The organism is Microbulbifer sp. ABM4_008 (genome assembly GCF_056311705.1).
Genome location: NZ_CM149970.1, coordinates 3219802 through 3234757, shown reverse-complemented (window position 1 = coordinate 3234757; position 14956 = coordinate 3219802). Strand labels below are relative to the sequence as shown.

Here is a 14956-nt window from a genome sequence, read left to right as displayed (position 1 = left end):
TGAGCATTTATCTTGAGTGGTACCTAGGGCTGTTTGGGTTTTGCTAATGTCTAATAAGATCTATGTGCACCTTGGTATTTGATGACACTAACTGGATAGGCAATATTGGGAGCGGCAAGGCGTAACAGTTTAGCCGGAGATGAAAGGGGTTAAGAGGGGGGGGGATATGTAAATAGTGATACCTAAGCAACATCGATAAAGTTTGTTTGGAGTTTTGTAGCTATATAAAACTTTCTGGGATATCAGCGCATTTTTAATTAAAAACTGGGCAGTCAATTTTCAATAACAGCTTCCCCCTCTATATCCTTGGGATCTATTGTCTTCAAGAGATACGCTAAAAAACTTAATCTTCTATTAGGTAAATTAGAATATCTTGCCACCTCTTTAACTGTACCAATCCTAGGCTGGGTTTTGCAGTTCATTTAATACCTGTATATGATTCGCGGCGATTATTGTTAAGAAGTGTAAAATGGCTTAAAGGCCTCAACTTAGATCGCTCAAGAACTATTGGCTCTAAGTATGCCGGCTCGCTGAGTAAAAAGGATTGTGATATGGGATCGCGAACGAAAGTATTTAATCTGAAGCTTGGGCTGGCAGGTCTGGCTGCGGTCTTACTAATAGGTTGCGGAGGAGGCGGAAGCTCTGACTCGTCACCAGAGCCTGATCCTACACCAATACCACCTGTCACATATTCACTTTCGGGGGCCGCAGTAAAGGGTCCACTCAGTTTTGCCGCTTATAAGATTCATGAGGTCTCATTTGAGGCGGAGGACTTAAAGGGAGATGCGGTTGCAAGTGGTGAAACCACAGAGTTAGGTGAATTCACTGAGGAGAGTTTAGATCTTCCAGGTAATGGTTATTACTTAATTGAATTTTTGGCCAGTGATGCCACGATAGACTTGACCACTGGAATGGCCCCAATCCTTCCTAGTTTGTCGACTATTGTTGAATCTGAAGCTCTTGAGAAATCTCAAGATATCTTCGCAACACCTCTAACAACCATCGTTGTTGATCTCATCCGGCGTGCAAATGTTGAAGATAAGGCAGGGTTGAGCGATGCCGTGAAATCTCAGTCTTTAATTGTAAAAAGTCAATTGGGCTTTGACTTACTTGATGAGGTAGACCTTTTCCATACGCCACCTGTTGCCTTTGGGAATGAAGCCGACCTTGATAGCATCTTGAACTATCGTACCGCCTCTGAGGCCGCCGCGTCTCTCGTGTGGGCTCTTAAAAATGAGTCAGATTCAAGCACTTCTACTGCATTAGAGTTGTTAGTTTCAGATCTAACAGATGGGGCATTAGATGGCCTTGCCGAGGGTTTTGATACCGATGTCACGCAGGTAGTACAAGATAATTATGACTTTATATCAAGATTGAACATTGGTAAGTTAGATGTGCCTCACACCTCTGATCCAGAGTCTTCAGACGCTGAAACTCCACTCAAGGTTGGTAGTTTAATCAAGCTTCTTATTCATGAAACACGTCAATATGATACTTCAAGAGAAATCTCAGCTCTGGGGGATAAACCGAAATACACAATTATCAAAGCTATCGGAGCAGATTTAGATGGCGATGGTACCCCTAATGAAGTTGACAATGATATTGACAATGATGGCGTAGAAAATGAGAACGACGCATTCCCTTGGGATGAAACTGAGTCATCAGATTTAGATAGCGATGGAGTTGGTGATAATGCTGACCATTACGATGCTGATGCGTCGTGTTCCCTGCTAGATGAGGGAGATGGTGAGGCCTGTTTCTTTACTCTGACCGAGACGTTAGCTTTAGATGAAACATTTTCCGATGCTAATGGTGTTGTATATCTCGGGTTTACTGAAAATGGAGTTTATGATTTCTACCAGTGGAGTTCAGAGACCCAAAATTTCATTGGAAAACTTGATTTAGTTGTTGAAGGTAAGAGTCCCCAGGTTGTTCGTTATCATGATGTGCATAAAAGGGTATATCTAGCTTATAGCGATGGCTGGATCCGATATTTTTCAATTGATACACCTGAAGAATTAGTTAATCTTATTGAAATGCCTGTTGCTTCAACCGGTCTTGCAGATGCGGGCAACTATCTATTGGTTCAAGATGATCAGGGGGCCCGGAGCTCACATCATGTCGTGTCTAAGGATGGGAATTTATCAGATAGCAAAGATTGGAACCGGTATTCTCATTACTACGCCTGGAACGACGTAAATAGCCGGCTTTATCATTTTAGAGATGGCATTTTCCCTAATGATATACACTTTGAAGAAATCTCTCAGTCGAACGGTTCTATAGGTGCTCAGGGGGAATCCCCCTATCATGGTGATTATATTATCAGAGGCCCGATTCTGATCGTAAACGGTGGCAGCGGAGTACTCCTTGGCACTGGCGACTATTATGAAGCGGGTGACTTGAGTTTTATTGATTCTCCGGTAACTAGTTTCGATTATGGGTTTTCTAGTAACAATGCGGTTGTGACCCTCTCGGCTTCTACTGCTAACAGAAGCGCTCTAGTTGCTTATAATAGTGAATTTGAGGCGATTTTTACTGCCACCTATCCGGGAATTGCTGAGGGCTTGGTGCGCTTAAATGAAGCGGCCTTAGTTATTACTTATTCGGAAAATCTTGGTCGAGAGTATCAGATAGTTGAGATTTCGGATGATATTGATGGCGATGGAGTTCCGAATAGGCAGGATGCATTTCCAAATGATAGGGCCGCATCAGTCGATTCTGACTTCGATGGTGCGCCCGATTCATGGAATGATGAGTATGATCCATCTCTGGGAGATTCTGACTTAAGTCTTGATCAGTTTCCTTCGGATTCTGCTTGCTACATTGCAGATCATGGCGTAAATGGCGTCTGTGATATTCAGGGGCAAGTGCAGGTTAATAATGTAGATGACATTGCCCGCAGAGGAAATGTGCTTTATTTGCTGGATGACAATTCTAACTCTATATGGAGGTGGGATACGGAAGCCGGTGAATATCTAAACCCTTTACTTTTGAATCGTTTTGAGGATAACGGCAAGGCGATGTCCATAACTGTCGCCAATTCATCCTCGGTATTGATTGGTTTTGAGAACGGTAAACTGCTCGAATTCAGTGAGAGTTTACCTATAACAAGTCAGGACGTGGCCTCATTTGACGGAAGTGTGGAGGGGCTTATAAGTACTGGTAATTCCTATGTGGCAGTTGCCGGAGCTAGTCCAGATAGCACCTATTTAGAATATCATTTACTCAATGAGAACTATCTGATTAAGGATAGGTTCAATTGGGTAAGTAAACCAAGCAAGCTATTTTACGAGGAGGAATCTGGCCAATTTTATTATTCCTCTCATAGTAGTTTATATAGCTTTGTTATTAATAGTAATGAAATGGAGTTTTCCGATTATCAATATTCATACTTCGTTGAGTCGTTAGGTTCTTGGCTGTCGCAGTCACCTGATGGTCAATTGTTCGTGACAGGTGAGGGGGGGGTTATCCAGGGGTACCCTACCGATCCCCTTATTAGTCCACTTGATTTGAGCTCTTTAGCTGAGGATATGAATGCGGAGATAGAGCTACTTGATCTCACATGGAGTCAGAGTATTGCTGTTGGTTTGGTTAAGGTAGATCGGGATTATTTTTTAGCAGTTTTCAATCATGATCTTAGAGAGATTCTGTTTAAGCAGTATGTCGATGTCGATACATATATAGATCTTATTGCTGATGAAAACGGCGTAATACTGATTGATCAGTCAATAGACAATGAGTTGAGTATAGTAAATTATCGATATGAATCTGATACCGATGAGGACGGCTTGCCCATGTGGTGGGAGTTGGCTCATGGTTTGGATGATACTGATAGGCTAGATGCTTTGAATGATTCGGATGCAGATGGTCTAAACAATCTTGAGGAGTTTGTAGCCGGTAGTTCGCCTTTGGTAGCAGATACGGATCAGGATGGACTGTCAGACTTTGACGAAGTTATAACTTATTTTTCCAATCCCTCTAACAGTGATACAGATGAGGATGGTATGCCCGATGGCTGGGAAGTGCTATTTGGGCTGGATCCGTTAGATAACTCTGATGCCGATAGTGATTTAGATAATGATTCTTTTTCTAATCTAATTGAATACCTTTTGGGCTCTGACCCAACTGAGGAGTCATCTTTACCTTCACCAATAGATGAATTCTATTTCTCTTTTGAAGATCAGGAGTTGCCGGAGGGCTGGGTTACACAAGGGAGCCCTCAATTTGTTACCCAATCAGCCAGTGATGGGATTGTTAGCTTATTTACCGAGGGTGGTTGGAATATTTCTACAACCAATTACTTTTTCCCTGTAGAATTTTCTCTACAAGCACGGTCTACCTGCTATTCCATCTATGATGCCGAATTGGTTGTTGAGCTAAATGGTGAGAAATTATTAGGTGTACATGTCTCTCAAACATCCTGGGAAAAATTATCTATTCCCATTGCTGAGGGTTATCATACATTAGAGGTAAGGGTTGATTCCTCAGCTAGCGATTGTGGTATTTTGATTGATGAGCTGAAGGGGAGGGCTCTTCCTACCATTTTTGAAATGGGTGCCTCCGGAATTTCTGTTTTTGAAAATAAGCTTTACGTCCTTGATGTTGATGGTCGTGAAATAAAAAGTTTTGATATTCCTAATCCAAACGAAAATGATTACACCTATGCACGAGATGCAGTGATTTTAGATGATGGAAGAGTGGCGATTTTCAATGGGACATTTGAGCCTTATTTAAGTGTGTATTCACCAGGGGCAAATCTATGGGAGCACTATCCAGCGCCTGGTTGGAGTACTGTTAATAATTTAAGTTATGGCGGCATAGATGCTATTGGTGAACAAGTTTTCGTTACCAATCAGTCAACCAGCGGTAGTCCTAGTCAGGGATATGTGAAGTTTGATTTAGCAAGTGGTTCTGTGAATTATTTTGATGCAGATTCATTTATAGATTTAACAGTTGGCGAAGATGGCTATCTCTATGCATTAAGTGGTAACCAGGTTTCTCAATTCAGTCCGGAGTCAGGGATCCTGCTCTCCAATGTATCCATTGAAAATTCCCGGGCAATTGCAGTAGATGAGGCTGGTAATATTTTTTCAGCTACTTGGGATGGTGAGATACATCAGTTTACGGCTGGTGGAGTTCTGAAAGAAACGTTATTCGTTGGTCACAGTTTTAATGATATTAATATCCATAGAAATGGAGAGTTAGTCGCTGCTACGGCATATGAAGGGCTATATCGTGTCGCGGCGGACTTAAGTAGCTTTTTCAAGTTAGATGCGCGAGGTAAATTTGTAGATCTCACGCCAGACTGGGATTCTGATAGCGATGGACTCCCTGATTGGTGGGAGTACGGCTTTGGGTTAGATCCGAAGAATGTTGGTGATGCGGGCTCCGATTTAGATGGAGATGGCTTATCCGCTTTACTGGAGTACACCTTTGGTACTCATGCGAACAATGCTGATACTGATAATGATGGCGTTAACGATGGTGATGAGCTGTTGATTTATGGCTCTAATCCTTTTGTTGACGATACAGATGCTGATGGCTTGTCCGATGGGGTAGAGGCGGAATTAGGTACCAGTTTATTAGCGCAAGATAGTGATAATGATGGTCTAACTGATTTTACAGAGGTAAAGGAACTGGGCTCAAACCCCTTACTTGAAGACTCGGATAATGATGGCATGGAGGATATGTATGAGTTCGAGTATGGTTTGAACTTGTTGGTAGACGATAGCGCGGGTGATATCGATGCTGATGGCCTAACCAATCTACAAGAATATGTTTTGGGGTCTTCCCCGATCAATATAGATACAGATGGTGATTTCCTTTCGGATTTTGAAGAGTCGAATACCTACGGTACATCTCCGGTTTTGGCTGATACTGATGGCGATCGTATGCGGGATGGATGGGAAGTGCTTTATTCGCTAGACCCAATCGACGCTGATGATGCAGCAAATGATGAAGATTTTGACTCTTTTACAAATATTGAAGAGTTCTTCTCAGACACCTCACCTGTTGATAGCAATAGTTACCCTCTACCTGTGGTATGGGCGACATATCAAGGCGGAGCAGCGCATACTGGTTATACACCGCTACAGCTAGATGTAGATAATTTCTCTCACCATTGGTCCGTGACATTACCTAATATGACGAAGTTACACCCGGTAGTGGTGGCTGATGGTAAGGTCTTCGCATCTAATGATTCCTATTTTGCTGAGCATAGAATTGTTGCTCTGGATACAAGCACGGGAGATTTGGCATGGGAGCGCGTTTATGATGGTATACATTCTATAAATCCCCCAGCTTATGATCGTGGAAAAGTCATTTTTCAAACTGGTGGTCATGGAGATTCCTTTATACGAGGGCTTGACATAGATGATGGCTCACTATTGTTTGCTACTAAATATGAAAATCAGTGGACAACTTATATGTCTCCAACTGTATATGATGGAGGGATTTATACTGCGGGGGGGTATTACGGAGGACTTTACTCATTTGATCTGAGTGATGGATCGGAGTCCTGGTTTACATCAACAGCTCGTTATGAAGATTTTACCCCAGCTGTAGATGAAGAGTATGTATATGCATTTATTACTGATCTACAAGTTTTTTATCGTGATTCTGGTGAATTGGCTTATAACATTGAATATCCTAATTTTGACTGGAGAGGATACAGTGTAAATTTGGCTACAGTTTTGACTAGATATAACCATGTCCTGGCAATTCAATCGGGCTCTTTAGTTGTATTTGATCTCGATAAACGCAACATTTTGTGGGAGAAAACTTCTGCTGGATTTTCAGGGCAGCCAGCTTCTAGTGGTGGAATTATTTACGCCTTGCAGTCTGGTATTCTGAAAGCTATTGATGAAGAAGATGGTAGCGAAGTGTGGGCCTGGGAGGCGTCAGAGACGTTAACTTCAAATGTTGTGGTAACCCGAACGCATATTTTTGTAGGAGATTCATCGCATACTTATGCCATAAATATAGGCACTCAAGAGTTGGATTGGAGTTTTGCGTCTTCTGGGCACTTAAGCCTTGGTGATGACGGAACCTTGTATATCGCTGGCTCTGAGTTGACTGCTATTTCCCTACAGTAGCTGAGCTTTTAACTCTTTTGGGTTTGATTGTCTGAGATAGCTGTTGGTATGGTGGATTAATCTACCATGCCAACAGTATTTATTAGTTTGGTGGAAACTGAGATTTTAAAGGTTGGCTATATCAAGTTTGTCACCTCGAGCAAGCTCTTGATTGAGTAGCCGTATAGGTGATGGTGTGGAATAAGAGCTTGCTTTTCTAGCATTTGTTATATTTGTCATAGCTTTAACGTTAATTCAGTCAGTGAGGCACCTAAAATTTATTGTTGGTAGGTTCAGTAAAATTTCTTCAATTTTATTAATTGCCCTTTTAAAGATACTTAAATATGTATCTTTGGTCTGTTAGGAGAATTTTTTTGCTGGTGTTTTCATCGTGTGCCCCACCTTATATCCATGCATTTGTATTTCTCAGCCTCCTTTGCGATTGCGCTCAATAGTGCTTGAGCAATCTCTTCTTTTCGTTTCTCTTCAGAATCCCCGATATATAGCTCACTGATAATAGCCCTGGCCGCCGAGCTTTCATTTTCTGGAATAATATTAAAGCTGATATACCCCTCAAGGTTGTGGTCTTGTTCCACAACCAGCACTTGATGCTCTTTCCTCTGAAACAACCTATTTTGCAATTCAATTTGGGTAATATGGAAAGAGTCAGTTGAGTTATCATGCTTGGCTAAGCAGCGCATCATATTGTAAAGATAGAAACAGTCGGTGGGGTGGGCATGGCGAACAAACATATCAGTACCATTTAATCAGTATTTATTTGAGTCGGCGTTTGATAGCTTGGCACATCCTTGTGCCAAGCTATGTCATCCTGAAAGAGGCTAACAATAGGAATTAAATCGATTTTGCTGTTTCTTGGATGAGGGTAAACCCTTCATCTAGCCATCCGGTGATACCGCCGATCATTTTCTTGACCGGCCTGTTAAGTGTGGCCAGCCTGATAGCTGCTTTTTCTGTCGCATTACAGTGTGGGCCTGCACAATAGACGACAAATAAAGTATCTGAAGGGTATTCGCTCAGCCTGTCTTTATTGATACGGCTGTATGGTAAGGATTCGGCTGTTTGTATATGTCCATTTTTATAAGCCTCTTCACCTCGCACATCTAAAAGTACGAAATCCTTGCGATTTTGGCTGACTGCGTGGTGTACATCCCAGCAGTCTGTTTCAAAAGATAGGAGGTTTTGGAAGTGGTTTAGCGCATCTTGACTGTTGGCAGCGGGTACTCTACTTACGGCTGAACTCATATATTACTCCCGGTGATTTTTCGGTGGTTCGTCAGGTTTCCAAGTGGTGATAGTGTCCCTTTTTGGTTGCTCCCGGGCGATCCGCCTCTGAGCCAGATAGCATTAATTTTGCGCCAATTCTGCGTGCAAACTTGTGGGTCGGTTTTGGCTAGTGGGGTGCGGCTTTACTTATCTAAGGATGATGGTGATTTACCGATTAAATAATGCTTCAAAGGTTGAGGGTTTTATTCCCTGCATTGCTTTCAATAACTGCTCAACTGGGTATGCTGGGTTGGATTTATTCGTTAACCTAATTTAATTAACTGCTGAGGGTTAGGGGTACCTATGTCGACGTTGGCACAAAAGCCTAATAAGAGCCAGAAAGTGGCTGTTCTCGCCCACCGGCAGGTCTCACTCTTCGAACTCGGTTGCGCTACCGAACTCTTTTGCCTACCCCGCCCTGAACTTAGCGAGCTCTACACCGGTGAAATTGTGACTTTTGCTGAGGAAAACCCTCTGGCGACCGGCGGTCTGGCTCTGGCTTGTCGGCGGGTAGAGAGTTTGATGGATTATGATCTGCTGGTGATTCCCTGTTGGTCGACCAATGCACAACCACAAGATGCTTATTTGGAGCGCGTACATAGGGCGGTGGCTGAGTTTGCCGCTGACAGCCGCCAGATTCTTACTTTTTGCTCCGGTGCTTTTCTGCCTGCGGAGTTGGGACTATTTGATGGTCGGCAGGCGACCACCCATTGGTTGTTTGCAGAGCGTTTTCGTGAGCGCTTCCCTGCGGTGGAGTATGTGGGAGATGTTCTCTACGTGTGGGAGGACGCACTGGCTTGCGCTGCGGGCAGTAGTGCGGCCATCGATCTGGGGATTGAGTTTTTGCGGCGCAACCATGGTTATGAATTGGCCAATTCGGTGGCTCGTCGGTTGGTGATGGCACCCCATAGGCAGGGTGGCCAGGCCCAATATGTGGAGATGCCCGTTGCCAAACGGCCGGATCACTTTTCCGCCGCGCTGGATTGGGCGATAGGCAACTTGGATGGCGCTATCAAAATTGATGATATGGCGCAGCGCGCTCATTTATCCCGCCGTAGTTTTGACCGAAAGTTTCGCCAGTCGATGGGAATTGCTCCCAAGGAGTGGCTGATCCAGCAGCGCTTGCGGGCGGCGCAGAAGGCGCTGGAGTCCGGTAAGGAGTCTGTAGATCGGGCAGCCCAAATGGCTGGTTTTGAGAGTAGTGCGACCTTGCGTCACCATTTCCGTCGGGCGTTTGGGATTTCACCCAGTGAATATCAGCGCCAATTCCAGGGTTCCGCCATAGTGGCGGTTGAAGCTTAACGTTGGCCGCGTGTTGGTACGGCTATGGGGAGTCGGTACCTTTGGTTGATACACCCCTGGGCACTAAAGGGGTATGATTCGGTCTCTATTGCCTGATGACAGTACAGACTACGAAGGAATTATGACGAAACAGCGCGTATTAACCGGTATTACAACAACCGGTACTCCACACCTGGGGAACTATGTGGGTGCAATCCGTCCGGCGATCGCCGCGAGTCAGGATGAAAACAACCAATCGTTCTACTTTCTGGCCGATTACCACGCACTGATTAAGTGCCAGGACCCGGCACAGGTCCATCAGTCCACCCTGGAGATCGCTGCAACCTGGCTGGCCTTGGGCCTGAATACCGACAATGTGGTGTTTTACCGTCAGTCCGACGTCCATGAGATTCCTGAGCTAACCTGGCTGCTCACCTGCATGACAGGCAAGGGCCTGATGAACCGCGCCCACGCTTATAAAGCAGCGGTAGATGCCAACCGCGCCGATGGCGAAGATTCCGATTTTGGCGTCACCATGGGGCTGTATAGCTACCCGATCCTGATGGCCGCCGACATTCTGATGTTCAACGCCAATAAGGTGCCAGTGGGTAAAGACCAGGTACAGCATATCGAAATGGCTCGGGATATTGCCCAGCGCTTCAACCACCACTACGGTGAGCACTTCGCTTTACCAGAAGCGGTAGTTGACGACCACGTAGCTGTGTTGCAAGGCCTGGATGGTCGCAAAATGAGTAAGAGTTACGGCAACACTATTCCGCTGTTCCTTCCTGAGAAGAAGCTGAAAAAGCACATTAATAAGATCAAAACCAACCTGCTGGAGCCGGGTGAGCCAAAAGATCCGGATACTTCCACTGTGTTCCAGGTTTGGCAGGCATTTGCCAGCGAAGAACAGACAGCAGAAATGCGTAAAGCTTTTGAAGAGGGCATCGCCTGGGGTGAGGCCAAGAAGCAGTTGTTTGAGCTGGTGAACGGCCAGATCGGTGAAGCTCGCGAGCGCTACAATGAGCTGCTGGCTAACCCGGAACAAATTGAAACGGAGCTGGAGAAGGGGGCTATTAAGGCTCGCGCTTACTCTGCTCCGTTTATCGAGAAGTTGCGTCACGCGGTTGGTATCCGCAAGATAGGTTAGAGCTTTTCCTGAAAAAGCAGGAGGCCATGGAGTATCGGCCTCCTTTTTAATAAAAAATAATAAATGTACAGGGTGCAAACATGGAAAACGTTCAGGCAAATCCTGATGCCGGCAATAGTGCCGATAATAAAAATGGCTGGATTAATCGAGCGCTCAATTTTATTGAGGTTGTCGGTAATAAATTACCCGATCCCGCGGTTCTGTTTTTGATCTTAATGGTGGGAATCTGGGTACTCTCCTGGCTTCTCTCCGGTGTTAACTTCGAAGCCTTACACCCCGCTACCGGTGAGGCGATACAGGTAACCAACCTGCTTTCCAGTAGTGAAATGGCCCGCTTCCTATCTGGTATGGTAACTACCTTTACCAGTTTTGCGCCCTTGGGGGTGGTGTTGGTAGCCATGCTGGGGGTCGGTGTGGCTGAGCAGAGTGGCTTTATCAATGCGGTATTGAAAAAGCTGCTGGCGGTAACGCCGCAGATGCTGCTGACACCTATGTTGATTTTGGTAGCCATCGTCAGCCATACAGCTGTAGATGCGGGTTATGTATTGGTAATTCCTCTTGGAGGGGTGATCTTCTATGCGGCAGGGCGCCATCCTTTAGCGGGTATCGCTGCGGCATTTGCCGGAGTTTCAGGGGGCTTCTCTGCCAATTTTGTTCCCTCAGCGATTGATCCCTTACTGCAAGGCTTTACCCAGACAGCGGCACAAATCGCCAACCCGGAAATGCAGGTAAACCCCCTTAATAACTGGTTCTTCACTTCGGCATCCTGCCTGCTGGTGACCCTGTTGGGGTGGTGGTTGACGGATAAGGTCATCGAGCCCCGCCTCAAGAATGTAGAGGTGGATGGCGATGAAGCGGATATGCCTGTAATGCAGGAGCTGGGCGCCCGCGAGAAAAAAGCCATGTACCTGGCGGTAACTGTGATGGTGGCAGGTATCGTCGGGCTTGTGGCCTGGATGCTGCCGGAAACCTCGGCTTTGCGCGATGCAGAAGGGCAATTAGCCTCCTTTACAGCGCCGATTATGAAGTCGATTGTGCCGCTGATCTTCCTGCTGTTTGTGATTCCCGGTGTGGTATTTGGCTATGCGGCCGGCACCTTCCGCCAGAGTAAGGATGTTATTGATGCGATGTCCAAAACCATGGGCTCCATGGCTTATTACATCGTGATGGCTTTTTTCTGTGCGTTGTTTATCTCTGAGTTTGCCCGCTCCGGCTTGGGCACGCTGCTTTCGGTAGAGGGAGGGAGCTTGCTCGCGGCGATGGAGCTGCCGGGCCCGATTACCCTGATGGGCATTATTGTACTGGTAGCCTTTATCAACTTATTTGTGGGATCTGCCTCTGCCAAGTGGGCGTTGCTGTCCCCCATATTTGTGCCTATGTTGATGCAGATCGGTTTCTCCCCTGATCTCACCCAGGCGGCTTACCGGGTAGGTGATTCCTCCACGAATATTATTACCCCGCTGATGCCTTACTTCCCCTTGGTGGTTGTGTACTGCCAGCGCTATGTGAAGGGAACGGGTATTGGTACACTTGTATCCATCATGTTGCCGTACTCCATTGTGTTCCTGATTTGCTGGTCGCTGTTCCTGGTGGCTTACTGGACACTGGGGATGCCTTTGGGAGTGCAGGCTAGTTATACCTACCCCTAGGAAGTAGGGGATCTTTGTCTGGAACTCCCTAAATCAAATCCCGATATATACAATCCCAATCTGAGTGGTCGCTACTGAGCGGCCACTTAGTATTTTTCCTGCCTTAGAATCTGCTTTTACTCATTCCATCAAGTCATTCTGATGGTACGAAAGTGCAGCTTGAAGGCTGCAATGCTGTCCTTTAATGCCGTATTTCTTGTCCCTAATCATGTCATCGCTCTTTTTAGTAAAAAAATGTTCCAATAATGTTGTAGATGATAACGATTCCTATTAGGATTCGCGCCCAGTTACCTGGGTCACAGTTAGACTGTGATCCATCCAAATTCAGTTGGCGTTGAGGGATCTCCATGAGTACCGCTCGAATTAAAAGTATGCAAAAAGCTTCTCCTGTAATTTCTGGAATCAGCCGCTCTTTATTGGCGCTGGCTATTGCTGCGGGCGGTTCTTCTGTGGCGTTCGCTGCGGATAACACAGATGAGCGTATTGAAGAGGTTAATGTTACGGGACATCTGAACCTTTCCCGTCAGACCTCTGTGGGCAAGCTGGATGTTTCCGTACACGAAACCCCTTTTTCTGTGACTGTACTGGACAATGACTTTTTCAACGATATCGGCTCGAAAACGGTTCAAGATGTTCTGCAATATACGCCAGGGGTGAATGGCGGAACCTACGGCGTTGATGTCCGTGGTGATTGGTCTCTGGTGCGCGGTGTTGATCCTGCGATTTTTATTGATGGCCTTCAGTCTATATTCGGTAGCTACACAAGTGCCCGTGCTAATCTCTACGCCTATGACCGCATAGAAGTTCTCAAAGGTCCTTCCTCTGCACTTTATGGACAGGGTTCTACCGGCGGTATCGTAAACTTAGTATCCAAGCGCCCGCAGAGAGAGTTTGGTGGAGAAGTAGTGGTTCAAGCTGGTAGCTATGACCATCAGGCATTTGCTACGGACGTCACTGGCTCCATGGATAGTGATGGTGAGTGGCTTTACCGAGTTGTAGGTTATAAGCGATCTGCGGATACCCAAGTAGACTATGTCAATAATGACAGCACTTTGCTGATGCCATCTATCTCATGGCGTCCGAGTGAGAACACCGAGATTACTTTCCAGACTACTTACCAAGATGATGAGAGTGGTACCTCTACAGCATTCTTGCCCTGGGGTGGTACCCGTATTGATAACGCCAACGGTGATATCCCAACTGACACTTTCCTCAGTGAGCCAGGTTGGGATAAATATAATACAGAGCAGACCGCTTACAGCATTTGGGCTGATCATCGCTTTAGTGATAACTGGGGTGTAAATGCCAGCATCCGCTATGCCAAAGGTGAAGTAGACTACAACACCATGTATGGCAGCTTCGACTACTCTCGCCTCAACCCTAATATCACTGAGATGCAACGTGTTGCGTTTTCCAGTGAAGCCAGTACAGACATGTTGATTTTTGATTTACGCATGTCTGGTGAGTTAACTACAGGTATTGTCGATCACCAAGTTTCATTCGGCTTGGATAGCCAGGATGCTACTACGGATAATGATTATGGCTACGCTTATGGTGGTGTGATCAATATCTTCGAGCCGGAGTATGGGTATATTCCAGAAGACATAGTGATTGCGAATGGACCGGAGACAGATACCGAGCAGCTGGGTTTTTACTTCCAAGACCATATGACAATTGGAAACCTGATAGTAACTACTGGTGTTCGTAGGGACTCCACCGAGTCGCAAACTGAGGGTTCCCCGGTTACTGTGGATGATGATGCTACCACCATGCGCTTGGGTGTGATGTATGCATTTGATATGGGTATTTCTCCTTACATCAGCTACTCCGAATCCTTTGAGCCTGTAAGCGGTTCAGATCGCCACGGTGACTCCTTCAAGCCAATTGAGGGCGAGCAGGTAGAGGTTGGTGTGAAGTACCAGCCAGAGGGAACCAACTTGCTGGTTACCGCTTCAGCTTACGATATTGTGCAGAAAAACCGCCTTACTACAGACCCGGTTGATATCACTTTTGACACTCAAACCGGTGAAGTTTCAATTGATGGTGTTGAGCTAGAGGTAACTGGTAAATTAGGTAACCTTAGTTTGGTAGCTGGCTACAGCACCACCAACACCGAGATCACCGAGAGTAATGTTGCCGGTGAAGTCGGTATTGCGATTGAGGCCGTTCCAGAGGAGCTAGTGACTATTTGGGGCGACTATGACCTGAGCGCATTGCTTCCGGGGCTGAGTATTGGCATGGGCGCTCGTCATGTTGGCGAGAGCTACACCGGTGTTGAAGATCCCACGGGAACCTTCCCATCGTACAACCCGTCTTACACCTTATATGACGCATCGATCGGATATACCTTGGATAGCTGGCACTTCCAGCTGACAGGAAAAAATTTGTCTGATGAAGTACATACTACAGCTTGCCTGAGTCGCGGTGACTGCTTCTACGGTGAGCGTCGTTATGTAACGGTAGAAGCACATTACATTTTCTAAGTTAGTGTAGACTGGGAGCCTGTCCGCAGGGGGAGT

7 protein-coding genes are annotated in these 14956 nt (G+C 45.9%); 5 read left to right on the top strand and 2 right to left on the bottom strand.

What is annotated here, in order from left to right; translation table 11 throughout:
- Window positions 1-551: 551 nt before the first annotated feature.
- On the top strand, window positions 552-7094 hold the full coding sequence (locus tag ACYX4J_RS13835; protein ID WP_476176841.1) for an outer membrane protein assembly factor BamB family protein: 6543 nt from the start codon (window positions 552-554) through the stop codon (window positions 7092-7094).
- Between the two features lie 365 nt (window positions 7095-7459).
- Here the strand turns inward: ACYX4J_RS13835 and ACYX4J_RS13830 are convergent, their stop codons facing one another.
- Complete coding sequence (locus ACYX4J_RS13830; protein ID WP_476176840.1) at window positions 7460-7825, bottom strand: GNAT family N-acetyltransferase; 366 nt, start codon at window positions 7823-7825, stop codon at window positions 7460-7462.
- Window positions 7826-7925: 100 nt separating this feature from the next.
- On the bottom strand, window positions 7926-8336 hold the full coding sequence (locus tag ACYX4J_RS13825) for a rhodanese-like domain-containing protein (RefSeq protein ID WP_444935503.1): 411 nt from the start codon (window positions 8334-8336) through the stop codon (window positions 7926-7928).
- Window positions 8337-8660: 324 nt separating this feature from the next.
- Here ACYX4J_RS13825 and ACYX4J_RS13820 point away from each other — a divergent pair, with 324 nt between their 5' ends.
- The 4 genes from ACYX4J_RS13820 to ACYX4J_RS13805 all read left to right on the top strand — a co-directional run bounded on the left by ACYX4J_RS13820 (window position 8661) and on the right by ACYX4J_RS13805 (window position 14920).
- Window positions 8661-9659: a helix-turn-helix domain-containing protein gene (locus tag ACYX4J_RS13820; RefSeq protein ID WP_476176839.1), complete on the top strand. Its 999-nt coding sequence runs from the start codon at window positions 8661-8663 to the stop codon at window positions 9657-9659.
- A 121-nt stretch (window positions 9660-9780) separates the two neighbouring features.
- Complete coding sequence (locus ACYX4J_RS13815; RefSeq protein ID WP_444905801.1) at window positions 9781-10788, top strand: tryptophan--tRNA ligase; 1008 nt, start codon at window positions 9781-9783, stop codon at window positions 10786-10788.
- Between the two features lie 80 nt (window positions 10789-10868).
- Window positions 10869-12437 carry an AbgT family transporter gene (locus ACYX4J_RS13810; protein ID WP_444896666.1) on the top strand — a complete coding sequence of 523 codons (1569 nt, stop codon included), beginning with the start codon at window positions 10869-10871 and terminating at the stop codon, window positions 12435-12437.
- A 347-nt stretch (window positions 12438-12784) separates the two neighbouring features.
- A complete protein-coding gene (locus ACYX4J_RS13805; RefSeq protein WP_476176838.1) occupies window positions 12785-14920 on the top strand; it encodes a TonB-dependent siderophore receptor in 2136 nt (711 codons plus the stop codon).
- Window positions 14921-14956 lie beyond the last annotated feature (36 nt).